Here is a 19112-nt window from a genome sequence, read left to right as displayed (position 1 = left end):
TTCCCCGATCCGCGTTCGCGGGCCCTCGACCCGGCACCCGATGTTGTCCACCCACATGATACTGAGTATGTTCTGAATGGAACTGAGTCTTACAGAAGCATGGTAGTCAATGAGCCAGCACAGCACGGCCGGCAAACTCGCCGATCTCCAGGAACGCCTCGACGAGGCCGTACACGCCGCCTCCGCCCGAGCCGCCGCCAAGCAGCACGCCAAGGGCAGGCTCAGTGCCCGCGAACGCATCGAACGACTGCTGGACGAAGGCTCGTTCGTCGAGCTGGACACCCTGGCCCGCCACCGGAGCACGGCCTTCGGCCTGGAGGACAACCGCCCCCACGGCGACGGCGTCGTCACCGGCCACGGCACGATCGACGGCCGCCACGTGTGCGTCTTCTCCCAGGACTTCACCGTCTTCGGCGGCAGCCTGGGCCAGGTGTACGGCGAGAAGATCTGCAAGGTCATGGACCTGGCGCTCAAGACCGGGTCCCCCATCATCGGCATCAACGAGGGGGCGGGGGCGCGCATCCAGGAGGGCGTGGTCTCACTCGGCCTGTACGGCGAGATCTTCCGCCGCAACGTGCGCGCCTCCGGCGTGATCCCGCAGATCTCACTGATCATGGGCGCCTGCGCGGGCGGCCACGTCTACTCCCCCGCCCTCACCGACTTCACGGTCATGGTCGACGGCTCCTCGCACATGTTCGTCACCGGCCCCGAGGTCATCAAGACCGTCACCGGCGAGGACGTCACCTTCGAAGAGCTCGGCGGCGCCCGCACCCACAACACCAAGAGCGGCAACGCCCACTACCTGGCCCACGACGAGGACGACGCGCTCGACTACGTCAGGGCCCTGCTCTCCCACCTGCCGGACAACAACCTCGACGACCCGCCGGTCGACGGCGGCCCGGCCGACCTGGAGATCAGCGAGACCGACCGGGCGCTCGACACCCTGATCCCCGACTCGGCCAACCAGCCCTACGACATGCACATCGTCATCGAGTCGCTCCTCGACGACGGCGCGTTCCTGGAGGTGCAGGCGCTGTTCGCGCCCAACATCATCGTGGGCTTCGGGCGCGTCGAGGGCCACGCGGTAGGCGTGGTGGCCAACCAGCCGATGCAGCTGGCCGGCATCCTCGACATCGACGCCTCGGAGAAGGCCGCGCGGTTCGTGCGCACCTGCGACGCCTTCAACATCCCCGTGCTCACCCTCGTCGACGTGCCCGGTTTCCTGCCCGGCACCGAGCAGGAGTGGAACGGCATCATCCGCCGCGGCGCCAAGCTCCTGTACGCCTACGCCGAGGCCACCGTCCCCCTCGTCACCGTCATCACCCGCAAGGCCTACGGCGGCGCCTACGACGTCATGGGTTCCAAGCACCTCGGCGCCGATCACAACATCGCCTGGCCGACCGCGCAGATCGCGGTCATGGGCGCCCAGGGGGCGGTCAACATCCTCTACCGCAAGGAGCTGGCCTCGGCCGCCGACCCGCAGGCGCTGCGCGCCAAGCTGGTCGCGGAGTACGAGGACACGCTGGCCAACCCCTACCAGGCGGCCGAGCGCGGCTACGTCGACGCGGTGATCGCGCCGCGTGAGACCCGCCGCGAGATCATCCGGTCGCTGCGGCTGCTGCGTGGCAAGCGCGAGGCGCTGCCGCCCAAGAAGCACGGCAACATCCCGCTGTGAGCGACACGGACACGGGCGCGACGACGGGACCGGCCCTGCTGCGGGTGGTCAGGGGCGACCCGTCGCCGGAGGAACTGGCCGCGCTCGTCGCGGCCGTCCTCGCCCGTACGACGCGTCCCGCCGCCCCGCCGCCCGCCCACCCGCGCGGCTGGGCCGCGTACCGGCACACGCAACGCCTGCCCCTGTCCCCCGGCCCGGGTGGCTGGCGGGAATCGAGGCGAACGCTTGGAGGACTTCAGTGAGCAACTCCCACGCGCCGCGCAAGGTGCTCGTCGCCAACCGCGGTGAGATCGCCGTCCGTGTCGTCCGCGCGTGCAAGGACGCCGGCATCGGCAGCGTCGCGGTGTACGCCGACCCCGACCGCGACGCGCTCTTCGCCCGGATCGCCGACGAGGCCCACGCCCTCGGCGGCGCCACACCGGGCGAGTCCTACCTGTCCATCGAGAAGATCCTCGACGTGGCCCGCAGGTCCGGCGCCGACGCCGTGCATCCCGGATACGGTTTCCTCGCCGAGAACGCGGACTTCGCGCGAGCCGTGATCGACGCCGGCCTGACCTGGATCGGCCCGCCGCCCGAGGCGATCGACGCGCTCGGCGACAAGGTGCGGGCGCGCCACATCGCGCAGAAGGTCGGCGCTCCGCTGGTGGCCGGCACCCCCGGCCCGGTCTCCGGCGCCGAGGAGGTCGTGGCGTTCGCCCGCGAGCACGGGCTGCCGATCGCGATCAAGGCGGCCTACGGCGGCGGGGGCCGTGGCCTGAAGGTGGCGCGCACCCTTGAGGAGGTGCCGGAGCTGTACGAGTCGGCGGCGCGGGAGGCGGTGACGGCGTTCGGCCGGGGCGAGTGCTTCGTCGAGCGCTATCTCGACCGGCCACGCCATGTCGAGACCCAGTGCCTGGCCGACGCCCATGGCAACGTCGTCGTGGTGTCCACGCGCGACTGCTCGCTGCAGCGCCGCCACCAGAAGCTGGTCGAGGAGGCTCCGGCGCCGTTCCTGTCCGCCGAGCAGGTCCGCGTCCTTCACGAGTCGTCCAAGGCCATCCTGCGCGAGGCCGGTTACGTGGGCGCGGGCACGTGCGAGTTCCTCGTGGGCCAGGACGGCGTGATCTCCTTCCTTGAGGTCAACACCCGGCTGCAGGTCGAGCACCCGGTGACCGAGGAGGTGACCGGCATCGACCTGGTGCGCGAGATGTTCCGCATCGCCGCCGGCGAGAGGCTCGGATACGACGACCCCGAGGCGCGCGGCCACTCGATCGAGTTCCGGATCAACGCCGAGGACGCCGGCCGCGGCTTCCTGCCCGCCCCGGGCACGCTCCTTCGCTGGCGGCCCCCCTCCGGCCCCGGCGTCCGCCTCGACGGCGGCTACGAGCAGGGCGAGACGGTGCCCGCCTCCTTCGACTCCCTCATCGCCAAACTCGTCGTCACCGGTCGCGACCGCACGCAGGCGCTGGAGCGGGCACGCCGGGCTCTGGGGGAGTTCACGGTCGAGGGCATGCCCACGGTGATCCCCTTCCACCGCGCCGTGGTCGGCGATCCGGCGTTCGTCGGCGACGGCCGCTCCTTCGACGTCCACACCCGCTGGATCGAGACCGAGTTCGGCAACACGATCGCGCCCTACGACGGGGCCACCGACGCTGCCACCGGCGGCGCCGAGCCCGCCGAGCGTGAGCGTGTGACCGTCGAGGTCGGCGGCAGGCGCCTGGAGGTCGTGCTGCCCGCCGGGCTCGGGGCCGTCGCCGGCGGGTCCGCGAGCACGGCCGCCGCGAGACCCAGGCGCTCCGGGGGCAGGAGGGCCGCCCCCGTGGCGGGCGGCGACTCGCTGATCTCCCCCATGCAGGGAACCATCGTCAAGGTCGCCGTCGAGGACGGCACGACGGTCGCGGAGGGCGACCTCGTCGTGGTCCTCGAAGCGATGAAGATGGAGCAGCCGCTCACCGCCCACCGGGCGGGAACCGTCACCGGCCTGTCCGCCGTGGCCGGGGCCATTGTGACCGCCGGCACCGCCATCTGCCAGATCAAGGACTGAGACCCGCGGGCGACGGCCGGACGAGGACGGTCGAATGAGGACGGCCGGACGAGGGCGGGAACGCCCGGCCGCCCGCAGGCCGCGTCGGCCCGGAATCCCGCCGCGCCTCATCGGCCCCGGAACTCCAGGTGACAGGTGCGAAGTCGTTATCGCTCCCGGTTGTGTGGAACGGTCCGCCCGTGTTAGAAAATCGATTAATTGCTATTCAAGATAAATAAAGGCCGGTGACCGCGTGACGCAGGGGGAGGAGAACTTCGCCCGTCTGACGAGGGGCGGCGTCCAGCCGGCGGGCCACGCCTCACTGCGCCGGGCCAACCTCTCTCTGGTCCTGCGGCACCTGCGCAACCACGGCTCCAGTTCCCGCGCGGACATCGCGGAGGCGACGGGCCTGCATCGTGCCACCGTCTCCAATCTGATGGCCGAGCTCCTCGACCGGAGGCTGGTGCGCGAGGTCGGCATCGAGCACGCGGGGGCGGTCGGCCGTCCCCGGCGGGCGGTGGCGCTCGACGGCGCCCACGTCGGGATCCTCGGCCTGGAGATCAATGTGGACTACGTCGCGGTCCACGGCACCGACCTCGGCGGACGCGTCCTGGTGGAGCGCCGCGTGGGCTTCGACGCGATGGGCAGCGGCCCCAACCAGGCGCTGCGCGAGCTCGGCCGGGTGGCCCGCGCCGCCGTCGACGAGCTCGTCCTGGCCGGCACCCGTCCCGCGGGCGTCGGGGTGGGCGTGCCCGGACTGGTCGACGTCGGCCACGGCGTGGTCGCGCTCGCGCCGAACCTCGGCTGGCGCGACGTGCCCCTCGCCTCCTGGCTGTCCATCGCGCTCGGCAACCTGGGCGTGCCCGTGACGGTGGACAACGACGCCAACCTCGCGGCGCTGGCCGAATACACCTCGGGCGTCGCCGCGGGGACGCCCGACATGGTCTACCTGACCGGTGAGGTCGGCGTCGGCGGCGGCATCATCGTCGACGGCCACCTGCTGCGCGGCGCCGACGGCTTCTCCGGCGAGGTCGGGCATCTGCCCGTCGACCCCGGTGGCCACCGGTGCGGCTGCGGGCGCAACGGCTGCTGGGAGACCAAGGTCGGGCTCGCGGCGCTGGTGCGCACGGCGACACCCGACCAGGCCTACGGACTGGGCGCCGTCCCGGTGCTCGGCCCCGAGGAGCGGGTGGCGGAGATCGCCCGCGGGCTGGCCGAGGGCGATCCGCTGATGATCGAGGCCGTGGCGGAGGTCGGCCGGTGGCTCGGGCTCGGCGGCTCGATCCTGGTCAACCTCTTCAACCCGCGCGTCATCGTCGTCGGCGGCTACTTCGCCACGCTGGCCCAGTGGCTCCTCCCCTTCGCCCAGGCGGAGCTGGAGCACCTGGTCGTCGCCGGGCCGGCCGCCCGGTGCCGCTTCGTCGCCTCCGGCCTCGGTTTCGGCGCCGCGTCCCTGGGCGCCGCGAACGTCGTGATCAACCAGCTCATCGACGACCCCGTCGCGATCGGCTCGGCACCGGGCGCCGTGCCCCAGGGCTCCCCGTCAGGTCCGGGCCGGCCCCTGATCGACCCGGACCTGATCAGCCCTTGATCGCGCCGACGAGCCCGTTGACGAAGTAGCGCTGCAGGAAGAGGAAGAGCGCGATGACCGGGAGCACGAGGATCAGCGACGCGGCCATCACCTCGTTGTAGCGCGGCACCTCGCTCGAGAGCAGGGTCTCCAGGCCGAGCGGCAGCGTGTAGAGGGACGGGTCACTGATCGACACGCGGGTCAGGACGTACTCGTTCCAGGTCGGCACCGCGGTCAGCACGGCGATCGTGATGTGCGCGGGCCTGACCAGCGGCAGGTAGATCGACCAGAAGATGCGCGGCTCCCCCGCTCCGTCGGCGCGAGCCGCCTCGCGCAGCTCCCGGGGGATCGAGCTGTAGCTGTTGGTCAGCAGCAGGACGGTCAGCGGGGCGGTGCCGTTGACGAACGGCAGCACCAGCCCGAGATGCGTGCCGAGGATGCCCAGTTCCTTCTCCAGGATCACCACGGGCAGCAGCACGGTGATGCCGGGGACGAACAGCAGCGACACGAAGAACCAGAACAGCACCTTGCGCCCGGGGAAGTTCAGCACGGCGAAGGCGTAGGAGGCCAGGCTGTAGACGACCAGGACACCGACGACGGTCGAGCCGGTGACGAGGAGGCTGTTGCCGAAGTACTCGACGAAGCGCAGCTGGCTCCAGGTGGTCACGAGCGTGTCCAGCGTGGGGCTCCGCGGGATGAGATGCCCGCCCTGGAGGATCTCGGTCCTGCTCTTGAAGGCGCCCGAGACCATCCACAGGAACGGATACACGCTGATCACCGCGTAGAGGGCCAGCGCCACGTAGGCGGCGATCCTGGCCGCACGGGATCTGCTCATCGGATCCTCCTCAGCATGCGCGCGTTCACCAGGGTGAGCAGCAGGGCCGCGGCGAAGAGCAGCCAGCCCAGCGCGCTGGCCAGTCCCAGCGTCAGCGCGAGGCCCTTGAAGAAGGAGAGCCGGTAGGCCATCAGCCCGAGCACGTCGGTGTGCCCGCCGGGACCGCCACGCGTCATGATCAGGAAGATCTGGAAGCCGTGCAGGGCGTCGCGCACGCCGAGCAGCACGATGGCCGCGGTGATGGGCCGCAACAGCGGCCAGATGATGCGGCGCAACACGTGCCGGGGGGCGGCTCCGTCGATCTGCGCGGCCTCGATCATGTTGGGGTCGATGGCCTGCAGCCCGCTCAGGTAGAGCAGGGTGGCGATGGGGACGCTCGACCAGACGAGGATCAGGATCAGCGTGGGCAGCGCGGTGCTCGGGTTGCCCAGGAAGCCCTGCGGCTGGGAGAGGCTGCCCAGCCCGAGTGCCCGCAGCAGCAGGTTGACCGCGCCGTCGGGCTCCAGTACATAGCGCCAGGCGTAGTAGACCGCGATCCCGCTGGTGACGTAGGGCAGGAAATACACCGAGCGCAGCAGGGAGCGCAGCCGCCTGATGGAGTTGAGCGCGACCGCGAGCGGCAGGGCGATCGCCACGGTGAGCGCCGGAACAGCGATCATGACCTGCAGGGTGTTCCACGCGGCGCGGCGCAGTTCAGGGGCGAGCGACGGATCCGCGTAGAGCAGGTCGCGGTAGTTCTGGAGCCCGACCCAGATCCATTCGGGGGTGAAGCCGTTCCACTTGGCGAAGCTCAGCGCGAAGCCGCTGCCGATCGTGTAGAGCCCCATCACCAGGAAGAGCGCCACCGCCGGGAGCACGAACGCCCACCCGGTCAGGATCTCCTTCCAACGCCCAGGGGGACGCCCGCCGCGGGGCGGCTCCTTCAGGAGCCGCCCCGCGCGATCCTTCACGGTGAGCGTGGTCACTGCGTGGCCTTCCACATGGCGCCCATGACCTTGTCCATCTCGGTGCCGGCCTGCTCCGGGGTGACCTCCTTCAGCGGGGTCAGCCTCACCATCAGGTCGCCCGGCTTGACCTGGTCGTACTCGGAGGGGAAGAAGCTGACGTCGGCGGCGTCGTAGGCGCTCTCCGGCGCACCGGTGAAATATTTCTGCAGGGCGGCCAGGTCGGCGCCGAGCAGCGACTCGGCCTCGGCGCCCAGGTCGGTCGCCGGCAGGTCGAGCGACGACGTGGCCACGACTCCCGCGCCCTTGGGCGAGGTCACCCAGTCCAGCCACTTGAGCGCGGCTTCCCTGTTCTTGGTGGTCGAGGTGATGCCGAGCGAGGTCAGCGCCAGCGGAGACATCGAGATCTCCTTGTTCTGCCCCTCGGCCGACGGCGGGATCGGGAAGGTGAGAACCTTGTCCGGGCTCATCCCGTTCTGCGCGAGAAAGGCCAGGGTGAAGGTGCCGCCGACGCCGAACGCCGCCTTGCCCTGGGCGAAGGCGATGTCGGCCTCGTCGATGCCGAGCGTCGTCGCCCCCGGCATCCAGTACGGCGTGAGCCTGCTGTACAGCTCCAGCGTCTTGACGCCGTCGGGCGAGCCGAAGCCCTGCGCGGCGCCCTTGGCGAGCAGCGCCTGGAACCTCTCCTTGCCCAGGTAGGAGTGGGCCAGCGGCTGGTAGATCCAGTTGAACCCGGTCTGGGACACCTTCAGCCCGAGGGAGAGACCGCCCCGCTCCGGCTCCTTGGCCGTGGTGGCCTTCAGCGCGTCGAGGAACTCCTCCCACGTCTTCGGGGGCGTGTCGGTGCTCAGCCCCGCCGCCTTCAGCTTCTCCTTGTTGGCGTAGACGATGCCGAAGGCACCGGCGGTGAACGGAACGCTGAACCTCGTGCCCGGCTTGACCTGCTTGAACGGCGAGTCACTGGCCACGATGTCGATCCGTTGCTGCGTCATCACCCCGGCCTCGCGGGTGGTGGGCAGCAGCCGCTGCTTCCAGGCGTCGTTCACGTCCGCCGAGAGGTCGCTCAGCAGTCCCGACGCGCCCATCTCCAGGTCCTCGCCGCCCGAGTGCGTCTCCAGCACGTCCGGCAGGCCGTTCGTCTGCGCGGCGGCCTGCACCTTGCTGACGAACACGTCGTCGGGGGTGACCGCCTCGATGGTGACGGTGATGCCCGTCTCGCTCTTGAACTGCGCGGCGGCCTTGTTCAGCGCGTCGGCGTGGGAGCGTTTGAAGGTCCACATCTTCAGCGTCTGACCAGCCGCCTGCTGTCCGGCCTCCCCGTCTCCGCTCCCGCCGCAGGCGGCCGCGGTGAGTCCCACCGCGAGTGCCAGGGCGGCGGCCAGGGTCCGTTTCCGCGCTGCCGTCATCTCGCGCCTTCCCGGATCGTCGTCGTGAGGGCGGGCAGCGGAATCGCGATGATCGTAGCGTTGCGATGTTTTGCACCAGTTGTCATCGGGATCCTCCTTCCGTGGGGATGAGGGTTCCTTGGGGGATGAGGGTTCACTGATGGTGAATCCAGGCTCTCGCCGGTGCCGTGGGCGGGATCCAGATCACAAGGTGGCGCTGCATGCAAATCGTTAAGACTGGTTCCGAAATCTACACGTAACCCAGCGAGTGTCAAGGGACAAGGTCAGCCGGAATGGGACAGGACGAGTCGCTCAGGCTGACTGGCGGCGGACCAGCCGGGCGGGAATGACCATCTCGCTGGACGGCTCCGCGACCACGCCGGACAGCCGGTCGAGCAGCCGCCGGGCGCAGGCCTGGCCGATCTCCCGCGCCGGATTGGCCATGGTGGTCAGCCGGGGCGAGACCAGGGTCGCCGCCTCTATGTCGTCGAACCCCATGACCGCCAGGTCCGCGGGAACGCGCAGTCCCCGCGCGTCGGCCGTGTCGAGCGCGCCGATGGCCATGATGTCGTTGGCGCACAGCACCGCGTCCGGAGGCTCGGGCAGGTCGAGCAGACGCGCGGTGCCCGAGGCCCCTCCCGCCCGGCTGAAGTGCGTATGCGCCACGAGGCCCGGATCGTCGGCCATCCCTGCGGCCCTCAGCGCGGAGCGGTAGCCCGCCACGCGCTCGGCCGCGGGGCCCTCCGCGTGCGGGCCGCAGACGAAACCGACCCTGCGGTAGCCGCGTTCCAGCAGGTAGCGCGTCGCCTCGGCGGAACCGCCCTCGTCGTCGCTGTGGACCACGTCGACCCCGTCCTGGGCCAGGCGTCCGCCGAGGCGCACCACCGAGATGCCCGCCTCGATGGCGGGCAGCAGGTCTTCCGGATGGGTGTGGAACACCGCGAAGGCCAGGCCGTCCACCTGACGGGCGATCATCTGCTCTATGGCGGCCTGCTCCAGCCGCCGCTCGCCGTCGGTGTTGCTGATGATCTGGTCGTAGCCCGCCGGCCCGAGCACGTCCTGGAGCCCACGGGCCAGCGCCGGGTAGAAGGGGTTGGTGATGTCCGGAATGACCAGCCCGATCGTCTGGCTCCTGCTCGTGCGCAGGCCCCGGGCGAGGGCGTTGGGCCGGTAGCCGAGCCGCTCGATCGCCTCCAGCACGCGTCTTCGCGTCTCGTCGGCCACCGGGCGCCGCCCGTTCAGCGCGTGCGACACCGTCGTCGCGCTCACCCCCGCGAGCTGCGCGACCCTCGTGATGCTCGGACGGTCGCCCCGGACCGGTCCCCGCGACCGCGCGCGGGCCGGCGGTCCCGCGTCAGGCCCGCCGTCCTCCCGCGTCCCGGCACCCGTCACGCCCGCTCCTGACGGCGTGAGGTCGGCGCGCGAGGAACCCGGCAACCCCCGCGCCAGCAGGTCGAACGCCGCGTCGAGCTCCTGCCTCCCCCGTTCCGCGGCCTCACCGGGAAGCGCGCCCTGGGCGATCCGGAGCAGGGTGGACTCCCACACCTCACGGACGGGCGCCAGGAGAATGGCCGCCATGACGCCCGGCTCGGACCCCGCCTCGGCCTCGATCTCCTCACGCAGCGCACGCTCGTGCCCGGCGAACATCTCACGCGCGTAGGCGCGCAGCGCGGGGCTGTCGCGATAGGTCCGCGCGTGGGCGGCGACCGCCTCGACGCTTCCGTCCGGTGAGGCCGGAGGGCGGGGCAGAAGGCGGCGGACCGCGTCCATGACGGACTCCCCCTCCAGCCGCTCCCGGACGGCCTGCGCCGGGGTCCTCCACATGAGCGGGTCGTACTCGAAGTGGAGCTGCTCCTTGGCGGGGAAGTGGTTGAAGACGGTCTTGGAGGAGACGTCGGCCAGCGCCGCGATCTCGGCGACCGTCACGACCTCGAAACCGCGCTCGGCGAACAGGCGTCGCGCGGCGTGGGCGATGGCCCGCCGCGTCTCCGCCTTCTTCCGTTCCCGTCGTGCGGGAGACCGCTCCGAAGAGGGTGACGAGGCCATGGGTCGATCTTACATCGACACACTCCTTATACTCACTGAATGTTTCATGGGTCTCAGGGCGCCTCGATGCCGCCGTCGGGACGGCGCACGCGTGCCGCCCAGCGCTCGTGGAGATGGGCCGTCGGCGGATACTTCGCCGCCAGGTCCTCGTCCAGATCGATCCCCCAGCCGGGCTCCTGGTTCGGGTACAGGTAGCCGTTCACCGGGCTGATCGTGCCGGGGAAGACCTCGTGGACGGCCTCGGCGTACAGGTGGCCCTCCTGGATCTGGAAGGCGGCGGTGGTCACGTCCAGCGCCACGTTGGCGGCGGCGCCCACCGGCGAGACGTCCGCCGGGGAATGCCAGGCCGTACCCACGCCGGTCAGTTCGCACAGCGCGACCAGTTTGCGGGCGGGGGTGAGCCCGCCCACCGAGGACACGTGCAGGCGGAGCAGGTCGACGCCGCCGTCGCGGACCAGCCTGACCGCGTCGGTGACGGAGCTGAGCTGCTCCCCCGCCGCGATGGGCACCGGGGAGCCCTCGCGCACCTCGGGCAGCCGGTCGTAGAACTCCGGCGCGATCGGGTCCTCCAGGAAGACGAGCCGGTACGGCTCCAGCGCCCTGGCCAGGACGATCGCCTGTTTGACCGTGAGCCGCGAGTGCACGTCGTGCATCAGCCCCGGCTCCTCGCCCAGCTCCCGGCGGGCCCGCTCGAAGAGCCCGGGGGTGTCGCGCAGGTAGCGCTGCACGTCCCAGCCGTCGGGGTACGGCGAGCCGGGATAGCCGCCCGGCGAGCCCGGCGAGCCGTAGTGCCCGAGCCCCGGCGCGCCCACCTGGAGGCGCACGTTCCGGTATCCCGAGGCCAGGATCGCCTGGGCCTCCTCGATCGTCTCCTCGACCGTCGCCGCGCCCGCGTGCAGGTAGGTGTCGGCCGCCGCCCGCACGCGCCCGCCGAGGAGCTCGTAGACGGGCATTCCGGCTCGCTTGCCCGCGATGTCCCACAGTGCCTGGTCCACCCCGGACAGGGCGCTGTTCAGGACCGGACCGCCCCGCCAGTAGGAGGAGAAGTGCACCATCCGGGTGATGTCCTCGATGTCGGCCGGATGGCGGCCGATCAGCAGGGGACCGACGTGCTGCTCCACCGCGGCCGCCACGGCGTGGAAGCGCTGGGTGAAGGTCGCGCAGCCCAGGCCGTACAGGCCGGGCTCGCTGGTGTCGACCCGGACGACCACCAGGGGCACCCCCTCGGGGGCGGTGACGATCGGCCGGACCGCGGTGATGCGCAGGGCGTCCCTGGCGGGCCAGGGGGCCTGGGTCTCGGGGAGGGGAAGAACGCTCACATCGGCTCCACGGCATCGGCGGGGTGAGGGTGTTCGATGGTGAGGCCGAGCAGCCGATCCGCCTCGCCGAGGTCGATCGGCACCGCTCTGCCCGGCACCGGGGCCCGTCTCTCGACTCCCGGATGGAACCGGTCGAGGAGTTCCTCGGTGGGCTGCGGGGCCAGCGTGTCCCTGGCTGTCACGAAGATCGCGTGATAGCCCTCGATCGGCAGGGCGACGGATCTCCAGCAGGCCATGGCCGCGTCGCGGCTGTCGAGATAGCTCCACAGCTCCTTGGCGCCCGACCCGGGGTCGTCGGCGTATCGGGCGGCGGTCTTGTCGAACTTGTCGCCGGGCCCGCCGAGCAGGGGGAAGCGCAGCGCGACGACGGCCATGCCGTGGCGGCGTGCCATCATCGCCCCCGTCGCCTCGTCGGCCTGCTTCGACAATCCGTAGGGGTCCTCGATCTGCAGCGGCAGCGCCTCGTCGACGGGCACGTAGGCCGGATGCAACGGGCGCCCCGCCCAGGGCAGGCCGAGCACCGAGAAGCTGCTGGCGATGGCCGCCCGGCGCACTCCCGCCTGGCCCGCCTCCTCCAGCACCACGAAGGTCGCGCGGGTGTTGCCGCAGAAGACCTCCTCCGGCGTGCCCAGGACGGGGGCGGGGATCGCGGCGAGGTGGATGACCGCGTCCACCCCGTCGAGCGCGTCGCGCACCGTCGCGGAGTCTCCCGCGTTCCCCGTGACCACCCGGTCGGCCGCCAGCCCGCCCGGATCATGGAGGTCGAGCGCGGTCGCGGGCACACCCAGGCGCGCGAGCAGGTCGAGCGTCGTGCGCCCCAACCTGCCCGCCGCCCCGGTCACCAGAACGCGGCGGGGGACATCGCTCATGTATTCACACCACCGACAGGAGGAGACGGTACGGCTCGGCCAGCACGATCGCAAAACGATTTGTACATGCGCGAGCAGCTTGCCTTCCCCACGGCTTGTTGTCAACGATGACTTGACTTCACTCACTATAAAACCGTCGCGGAAAGCCCACGGCATCCGGTCCTCGACCTGACCGAGCAGGCCCTGTCCCTGTGGCTGTCTCCGGCCGCCGGTGGAAGGGCGACGGAGGAGAGTGCGCGCCCCGCCACCGCTCACGGCTTCAGCTCAAGCCTCTTCCTCGACGCACCCGGGAACACGACGACCAGGTGCTGCTCCTCCCCCGCATCGTCGACCCGCACGTACACACGGAGCCGGTAGCGGCCCTTCCCCGCGATCGCCAGGTTCGGCATCGGGGCACCCGCGCCCACCTCTCCGCCCTCGCCCATCTCCGGCACGGTGAGCCGGCCGCTGCGGCTGACGATCGGCACCTCGTTGACCTGTTTCCACCCGGCTGTCCGCCGCGGCGGCGCGGTGCGGAAGGCCTTCACCGTAAGGCACAGATCAACGACGTCTTCGACGTGCCCGATGAGCACCGCGCTGCCGGACACCCCGATGAGGGTGTTGTCGTCGTAGACCTTGTCCGTCGCCCGCTCCGCCGCCTCGTCGGCCGCTTCGTCGTCGGGGTCGTGGACCAGATAGCCGTGATCGCCGTCGACGAACAGGAAGTATTTGGCCGTGGCCTGGACGACGCCCTTCGTCCGGGGCCACGGGTCGCGGCACTTCGCGTTCTCCTCGGCGATGTAGGCGGTGTTCGCCGCCTCCGTCTCCGCGGTCGACCGCAGTAGCTCGGGATGGGTCGCGCCGACGATCTCCGGGCAGGCGTAGACGAGGTCCCACGGGTCCGCGCCCCAGGCGGACCGCGCGCTCCCGGCCCGCGTCAGAATCGCCTCCTGCTCGTCGCGGTCCTTGGTACGGCACAGCGCCCGCCCGTACGCGAGGATCCCCTGATCCGACAGGCTGTCCGGGAACATGGGCGGGACCCCGCCCTCTCTGCTCCGCGCCCGGCACAGGAACGCGGCGTCGCGTTCCGCGGGTTTCAGGTCGCCGAAGCTGGGCCGGTCGTAGCAGTCCATCGACCAGCCGGTGTAGGTGAGGTGCGGGGTCTGCTCCGGGTGAATCAGCGCGATGACCGGCAGTACGGCCACGGCCGCCACCGCGACGCGGAGCACACGCCGCCGCGCGGGCGGAAGGTCCGCCGGGCGGCTCTCAATGGGCAGTTCACGGGCGGTCGCCGCGATCCACACGGTGCTGACGAGCCCCACCGCGTTCATCATGACCAGCATCGCCAGATTGCCGCTGGAGATTCTTGCGAAGAGAATGTTGAGCGGGATCGCCAGCGCGTAGACGCCCACCGACAACCCCCCGGCGACCTGCGTGCCACGGCTCCACCGGCCGTCGCGCCGCTGCCCGACGACCGTGATGATGGTCGCCGCCCCTGCACCCAGCATCAAGCCCAGTTCGACGATGACGCCCGATCCAAGCTCTGGGAGGTCGAGTTCGTCGAGCAGTTCGCCGGCCATCCCGGCCAGCTCGACCGCGAACATCGCTCCGGCCGCCGCACGTAGCATGCGGGACCGCCAGCGGATGACGAGCAGGTAGAGGACGTCGATCACGGTCCACAGCGCGAGCTGGAATGCCGCGCCGACCACGTCGGGGAGCAGCGCGATCGGGTACCACAGCACGAGGACGTACGCCACCGCCAGATACAGCAGTCGGCGCAGCGCCTTCGCCCGGCGGTCCAGCGGTCCCGGCGCGGGGGCACGCAGGATCAGCCACAGGAGCGCGGCCTTCACCAGGGCGGCCACGAGCAGCGCCACAGTCGTCGGGGTGTCAAACCCGCCGCGCGCGTAGAACTCCGCATAGGTCGGCGGCGACCAATCGGCGGCCACCCAGAGCCAGGCGTCGCCGAGCACCAGGCCCGCGACCGCCGCCGCGAGAACCAGACCTACTAACCCAATCCTGATAATCCGCCATAAACCATCCGAAGACACGGGACGTGATCTTAGTGCTGCACCGCCGTACAGGTGCGCACAATGGAACAAGCGGTCCCGCCCCGCCGATCAGACTCCATGATCTTCGACGCGATGCGGTGCTGCGACCCGATAGGTTGGTCTGATCACCCCGGTTCCGAGCGACTCCCCGGCCTGGATGACCACCACCGACGGCCCGACCCGGCCCCTGTTCGCAGCGGCTTGAACCCCTTCCGGCATCATGTGGAGGTCATGGTCATGCGCCGTGATCCGCAGCAGAGCCGGTAGGTTCTCCTGAGCGGCGTACCGACCAGCCTCCGGCCACCCCGGAACAGGGGAATTTCGCGACCACGGCCGCCACGGTGTCAGGTCCCCCTCAGTGATGCCGTAGGACTTCTCAGCGGCCCCGCTGCCACCACGAAGCGCTCACCCAGGACACAGCCCAGTTGAACGCCGCCCGAGCCGCACCACAGTACCCGACGAGGGCCAGTCGATGATCGCGCCCTGACAACGAACGCATCGTGACCTGAACGGCGCAGCGTCCCCCGCCGATGGCGAAGTCAGCGGTCGGTGAGGGACGCGATGAGCCGATCCGCTTCGTTGACTGTCGGGTTGCCCCTGTCTGGAACCCAGCTCGCGCGCAGCTTGACGAGCTCACCCGTGACCCGCCCGGACGCCAGCAGTGGGAGATCGTCGCGGAGTTCGAGGACGGTCGCGGCCGCGACGTCGGGCCTGCGCTGACGCAGCTGCACACCGGCGAGCCGTGCGGCGATGAGCACCCGGGAGCGGCGCTCGATGTTACGGCGGGCGTGGACGGAATTGATGAGGTGCGCTTCGGCGGCGGAAAGGTCCGCGAGCTGGGCGAGGGTTGTTCCGGTCTGATGCTCCAGCGACGCACGCCGGTAGGCGCCCGTCCACTGAGACTCCGGAATGGAGTCGGCACGCTCCACGTCCGATTCGGCTTGGTGCAGCGCGTTGAGCGCCGCCTTGGTGTTGCCGTTGGCGGCGTGCGCGTCGGCGCACATGCCTGCCATCCATGCCCGGACGCGGACCGGGCATTTGCCGCGCAGCGTCGACACCGCCTCCTCGGCGAGAGCGACAGCCCGGGCGGAGTGGCCAAGCTCAACGGCCTGGGTGGCGAGCCCTCGCAGCGCGGTCGCCTTCGCGGTTGGGTCACCGGCTTCCTCGGCGAGCCGCACCGCCTGGATGTAGTACTTCTGCGCCAGCCCGGCGGCGTTCCCAGCGTCGGAGGCCATGAACGCGGCCAGGTACGTCATCTGGGAGGCGGCGGTGAACAGCTCGGGGCGTGCCTTGCCGGTGGTGCCGTGCAGCAGCGGCGTGACCTCGTGGATGAGGTAGGCCAGGACGGTGGAGCGGGCATGCCCGCCGCCGAACATGTCATCGGCAGTGGCGAACTGGCTGCTCATCATGCGGATGCGCTCGACGTCGGAGGCACCTGCCCGGCGCGGCTGTCCGGAACGGGCGGTGATGGTACGCAGGTTGGCTGGCAGGTTCAGCGCAGCGAGTGAGTACAGGCCGGCGGAAAGCAGCGATCGCCGGTTGAGCATGTCGTCCCTCCCCAGGCGGGTCACCCAGGCCACGGGGTCGCCCTCCCATGGGTCCTCGGGTGCCGCTTCGTTGTGTGGCCACCCCAGGTCGTGAGCGGCGAGGTCCCAGCCGAGCAGCCGGGCGAACGCCTCGACGATGACGGGAACCGCCGTCGACGCAGGGATGGTCCCCGACAGCCAGTGTGCGATAGCGGCCGGGTCGTAGTACATACTCTGCCCAGCTTCAGCCCCAACAGCGTTGATCGTTTTCGCGATCTGGGTATAGGGCTTCCCGGCGGCGGCGATCGCCTCCTGCAGGGCGGTGTTTTTCACTGGGTGACGTCGTTGTCTCGGCATGTCTATCCCCTCGTGTCTGCTTCCCACGTAGCCCGAGGATCCAAAACCATCCAATACCGAAAGCTCTGTGCGGTCAGGTGGTTGGGCTCTTCACTCGTGAGTGAGACCGGAACGTGACGGGGTGATCGCGAGGCGCGATAGGAGCGGCCACGGTTGGCCACCCCGCCTCCGCCCCTCACGCCCTTTCAAGCGAGGAGCTCTCTGTGGCGAAATACCAAGTCAGTGGGTTCGTCCTCATGCGGCTGGAGGTAGGCCCATGACGACGTCGGAGGCGACGGGCAGCGGTGCTGCCGGGCTGGAACAGACCGCGGATCTCGTGCTGGGTTCATGGCGGCTACGCGTGTCCGCGCCCTCGGATCTGCTGCAGGGCGTCCTGTCGGTGATGGCCCCGCCCTGCACGGTCGAGGAAGCCGCCCCGGGCATCGGCTGGACGGTGCGAGCCATGCGCGACGAGCACGATGACCTGCCCGCCGATGTCGATGAGGTGTTCGCTGACCGGCCGGTGGTCGTGTCGCCCTGCGGCGGGCCTCAGCTCGCGGTGGTCGACGTGTCGAATGGGCTGATGCGCCTGCTGGGCCGCTACAAGCCGGGCACCGCGGCAGCGCTGCTGGAAATCGACCAGGGCCGCCGGACGACCCGCGTCGTGGTGCCCGAGGTTGGGCCTGGGCGGCGCTGGCTGGACTGGACGGCCCGCATGTTCTTCTCCTCCCGCATGCTCGCCGGCGGGTGGAGGCTGCTGCACGCGTCCGCGATCGCTGTCGACGGGGTGGCAGTGCTGTTCATCGCCGATCAGGGCGGCGGCAAGACGACGCTGGCACACCGGGCATGCAAGGAGCTCGGTGCCCGGTTCATGGCGGATGACCTGGTGATGGTCGGGCCGGGTGGGATCGTGGCGGGCTGGCCGACGCGTGCCGCGCTCCCGGGCCTTCACCCCGAGGTGTGGACATCTTGAGTGCCAGATCATAGAGATCTGGAGACCAAGGAGTTCCTCGTGGCCATGAAGGCCTACTCAGTTGAGTTCAAGACAGACGCCGTCGCGTTGTATCTGTCGGACCCGTCGCGGACGTACGCGTCGGTGGCCAAGGACCTGGGCGTCAACCGTGAGACGTTGCGCCTGTGGGTGCACCAGGCGCGGTCTGCCGGCACTGCTCCGAAGACGGGCTCGGTGAAGAGGCCGCCGACGGGATTGGTAACCTCCGGCAACGTGCTGGAAGAGGAGAACAAGCAGTTGCGGGCCCGGATCCGGGAACTGGGGCCTTCACCCCGAGGTGTGGACATCTTGAGTGCCAGATCATAGAGATCTGGAGACCAAGGAGTTCCTCGTGGCCATGAAGGCCTACTCAGTTGAGTTCAAGACAGACGCCGTCGCGTTGTATCTGTCGGACCCGTCGCGGACGTACGCGTCGGTGGCCAAGGACCTGGGCGTCAACCGTGAGACGTTGCGCCTGTGGGTGCACCAGGCGCGGTCTGCCGGCACTGCTCCGAAGACGGGCTCGGTGAAGAGGCCGCCGACGGGATTGGTAACCTCCGGCAACGTGCTGGAAGAGGAGAACAAGCAGTTGCGGGCCCGGATCCGGGAACTGGAGCTGGAGCGCGAGATTTTGCGGCGGGCGGCCAAGTATTTCGCCGGGGAGACGAACTGGTGAGTCGCTTCCAGTTCGTTGCCGATCACCGTGACGCCTTCGGGGTGAAGCGACTGTGCCGAGTGCTGGAGGTCTCCCGGTCGGGGTTCTATCGGTGGGTGGCCGCCACACCGGCGAGGGCGGTGCGGACGGCGGCCGACGCTGCGCTCGCGGCGGAGATCAGGCAGATCCACGCCGACTTCGATGGCACCTACGGCAGCCCGCGGGTGACTGCCGAGCTGCGCGATGCGGGCCGGCGGGTCAATCACAAGCGGGTGGCGCGGATCATGCGGGTCTTCGGCATCGTCGGGCTGCATCTGCGTAAGAGGGTCCGCACCACGGTGCCCGAGCCCTCCCATCAGAAGATGCCCGACCTGATCAAGCGGGACTTCACCGCGGCCGCGCCGAACCAGCGGTACGTGGGCGACATCACCTATCTGCCCGTCGGTGAGGGACAGTTCTTGTATCTCGCGACGGTGCTGGACCTGCATTCACGTCGCCTGGCTGGTTGGTCGATCGCCGATCACATGCGCACCGAGCTGGTGACCGACGCGCTGCGGGCAGCCGCCGCCACGCGGGGTGGTGACCTGGCCGGGGCGGTCTTTCACTCCGATCACGGGGCGCAATACACCTCCGCCGACTTCGCCGCCGTGTGCAAGGAGTTCGGTGTTCGCCAGTCGATGGGCGCCGTCGGGACAAGCGCGGACAACGCTGCCGCCGAGGCGTTCAACGCCACTCTCAAACGCGAGACGCTGCAGGGCGCCAAACGCTGGTCCTCGGCCCGCCAGGCTCGCCTGGAGGTCTTCAAGTGGATCACTCGCTACAACACCCGAAGGAGGCACTCCAGCCTGAACTACCTCAGCCCGATCACCTACGAGCAGCGGTCCGATAGGGTCCTGCTCGCCGCATGACAGCTGGTGTCCACATTTTGG

14 protein-coding genes and 1 pseudogene are annotated in these 19112 nt (G+C 70.2%); 7 read left to right on the top strand and 8 right to left on the bottom strand.

The annotated features are described in order from the left end of the window. Positions 1–109 precede the first annotated feature (109 nt). The 4 genes from J2853_RS07160 to J2853_RS07145 all read left to right on the top strand — a co-directional run bounded on the left by J2853_RS07160 (position 110) and on the right by J2853_RS07145 (position 5268). Positions 110–1675 (top strand): acyl-CoA carboxylase subunit beta, encoded by a 1566-nt coding sequence (locus J2853_RS07160; protein WP_307556179.1) that lies wholly within the window; start codon positions 110–112, stop codon positions 1673–1675. Further along, positions 1672–1917, top strand: a complete 246-nt coding sequence (locus J2853_RS07155) for an acyl-CoA carboxylase epsilon subunit (protein WP_307556178.1) — start codon at positions 1672–1674, stop codon at positions 1915–1917. Before J2853_RS07160 ends, J2853_RS07155 begins: the two co-directional genes overlap by 4 nt. Then, on the top strand, positions 1914–3698 hold the full coding sequence (locus J2853_RS07150) for an acetyl/propionyl/methylcrotonyl-CoA carboxylase subunit alpha (RefSeq protein WP_307556177.1): 1785 nt from the start codon (positions 1914–1916) through the stop codon (positions 3696–3698). The genes J2853_RS07155 and J2853_RS07150 overlap by 4 nt, the downstream gene beginning before the upstream one ends. 232 nt (positions 3699–3930) lie before the next feature. Then, positions 3931–5268 carry an ROK family transcriptional regulator gene (locus tag J2853_RS07145; protein WP_307556176.1) on the top strand — a complete coding sequence of 446 codons (1338 nt, stop codon included), beginning with the start codon at positions 3931–3933 and terminating at the stop codon, positions 5266–5268. On the opposite strand, the gene J2853_RS07140 is transcribed toward J2853_RS07145, so the two are convergent. The 8 genes from J2853_RS07140 to J2853_RS07105 form a co-directional block, all read right to left on the bottom strand. Next, entirely contained in the window at positions 5258–6082 is an 825-nt protein-coding gene (locus J2853_RS07140) for a carbohydrate ABC transporter permease (RefSeq protein ID WP_307556175.1), read from the bottom strand. The genes J2853_RS07145 and J2853_RS07140 overlap by 11 nt on opposite strands. Then, positions 6079–7047, bottom strand: coding sequence for a carbohydrate ABC transporter permease (locus tag J2853_RS07135; protein ID WP_307556174.1), 969 nt, complete (start codon positions 7045–7047; stop codon positions 6079–6081). Before J2853_RS07135 ends, J2853_RS07140 begins: the two co-directional genes overlap by 4 nt. Then, positions 7044–8432 (bottom strand): ABC transporter substrate-binding protein, encoded by a 1389-nt coding sequence (locus tag J2853_RS07130; RefSeq protein WP_307556173.1) that lies wholly within the window; start codon positions 8430–8432, stop codon positions 7044–7046. The genes J2853_RS07135 and J2853_RS07130 overlap by 4 nt, the downstream gene beginning before the upstream one ends. A gap of 291 nt (positions 8433–8723) precedes the next feature. Beyond that, positions 8724–10457, bottom strand: a complete 1734-nt coding sequence (locus J2853_RS07125; protein ID WP_307556172.1) for a substrate-binding domain-containing protein — start codon at positions 10455–10457, stop codon at positions 8724–8726. 53 nt (positions 10458–10510) lie between these two features. Continuing rightward, positions 10511–11776, bottom strand: coding sequence for an enolase C-terminal domain-like protein (locus J2853_RS07120; RefSeq protein ID WP_307556171.1), 1266 nt, complete (start codon positions 11774–11776; stop codon positions 10511–10513). Next, positions 11773–12645, bottom strand: a complete 873-nt coding sequence (locus tag J2853_RS07115) for an NAD-dependent epimerase/dehydratase family protein (protein WP_307556170.1) — start codon at positions 12643–12645, stop codon at positions 11773–11775. The genes J2853_RS07120 and J2853_RS07115 overlap by 4 nt, the downstream gene beginning before the upstream one ends. Before the next feature lie 251 nt (positions 12646–12896). Next, complete coding sequence (locus tag J2853_RS07110) at positions 12897–14675, bottom strand: hypothetical protein (RefSeq protein WP_307556169.1); 1779 nt, start codon at positions 14673–14675, stop codon at positions 12897–12899. A gap of 539 nt (positions 14676–15214) precedes the next feature. Next, on the bottom strand, positions 15215–16534 hold the full coding sequence (locus J2853_RS07105; RefSeq protein WP_307556168.1) for an NsdA family TPR-like regulatory protein: 1320 nt from the start codon (positions 16532–16534) through the stop codon (positions 15215–15217). A 280-nt stretch (positions 16535–16814) separates the two neighbouring features. Here J2853_RS07105 and J2853_RS07100 point away from each other — a divergent pair, with 280 nt between their 5' ends. The 3 genes and pseudogenes from J2853_RS07100 (at position 16815) to J2853_RS07090 (ending at position 19091) form a co-directional block, all read left to right on the top strand. Further along, the gene (locus tag J2853_RS07100; RefSeq protein WP_307556167.1) at positions 16815–17510 is read left to right on the top strand and encodes a phosphoenolpyruvate carboxykinase (ATP); all 696 of its coding nucleotides are present in this window, start codon (positions 16815–16817) and stop codon (positions 17508–17510) included. A 39-nt stretch (positions 17511–17549) separates the two neighbouring features. Next, positions 17550–17810 (top strand): annotated as a pseudogene (locus J2853_RS07095) (transposase); the annotation flags it as partial. A gap of 70 nt (positions 17811–17880) precedes the next feature. Then, a protein-coding gene (locus J2853_RS07090) for an IS3 family transposase (protein WP_307568558.1) occupies positions 17881–19091 on the top strand; the annotation gives its coding sequence in 2 pieces (ribosomal slippage) (positions 17881–18190 and positions 18190–19091; 1212 coding nt in all). The last annotated feature ends 21 nt before the right edge of the window (positions 19092–19112 follow it).

It is taken from the genome of Streptosporangium lutulentum (assembly GCF_030811455.1).
GTDB lineage: Bacteria > Actinomycetota > Actinomycetes > Streptosporangiales > Streptosporangiaceae > Streptosporangium > Streptosporangium lutulentum.
This window is presented reverse-complemented; position numbering and strand designations above follow the sequence as displayed.

Excerpts from the sequence above, each read along its gene's own strand:
- J2853_RS07160 (WP_307556179.1), top strand. The coding sequence starts at position 110 with ATGAGCCAGCACAGCACGGCCGGCAAACTCGCCGATCTCCAGGAACGC.
- J2853_RS07140 (WP_307556175.1), bottom strand. The coding sequence starts at position 6,082 with ATGAGCAGATCCCGTGCGGCCAGGATCGCCGCCTACGTGGCGCTGGCC.
- J2853_RS07125 (WP_307556172.1), bottom strand. The coding sequence starts at position 10,457 with ATGGCCTCGTCACCCTCTTCGGAGCGGTCTCCCGCACGACGGGAACGG.
- J2853_RS07130 (WP_307556173.1), bottom strand. The coding sequence starts at position 8,432 with ATGACGGCAGCGCGGAAACGGACCCTGGCCGCCGCCCTGGCACTCGCG.
- J2853_RS07115 (WP_307556170.1), bottom strand. The coding sequence starts at position 12,645 with ATGAGCGATGTCCCCCGCCGCGTTCTGGTGACCGGGGCGGCGGGCAGG.
- J2853_RS07100 (WP_307556167.1), top strand. The coding sequence starts at position 16,815 with ATGACGACGTCGGAGGCGACGGGCAGCGGTGCTGCCGGGCTGGAACAG.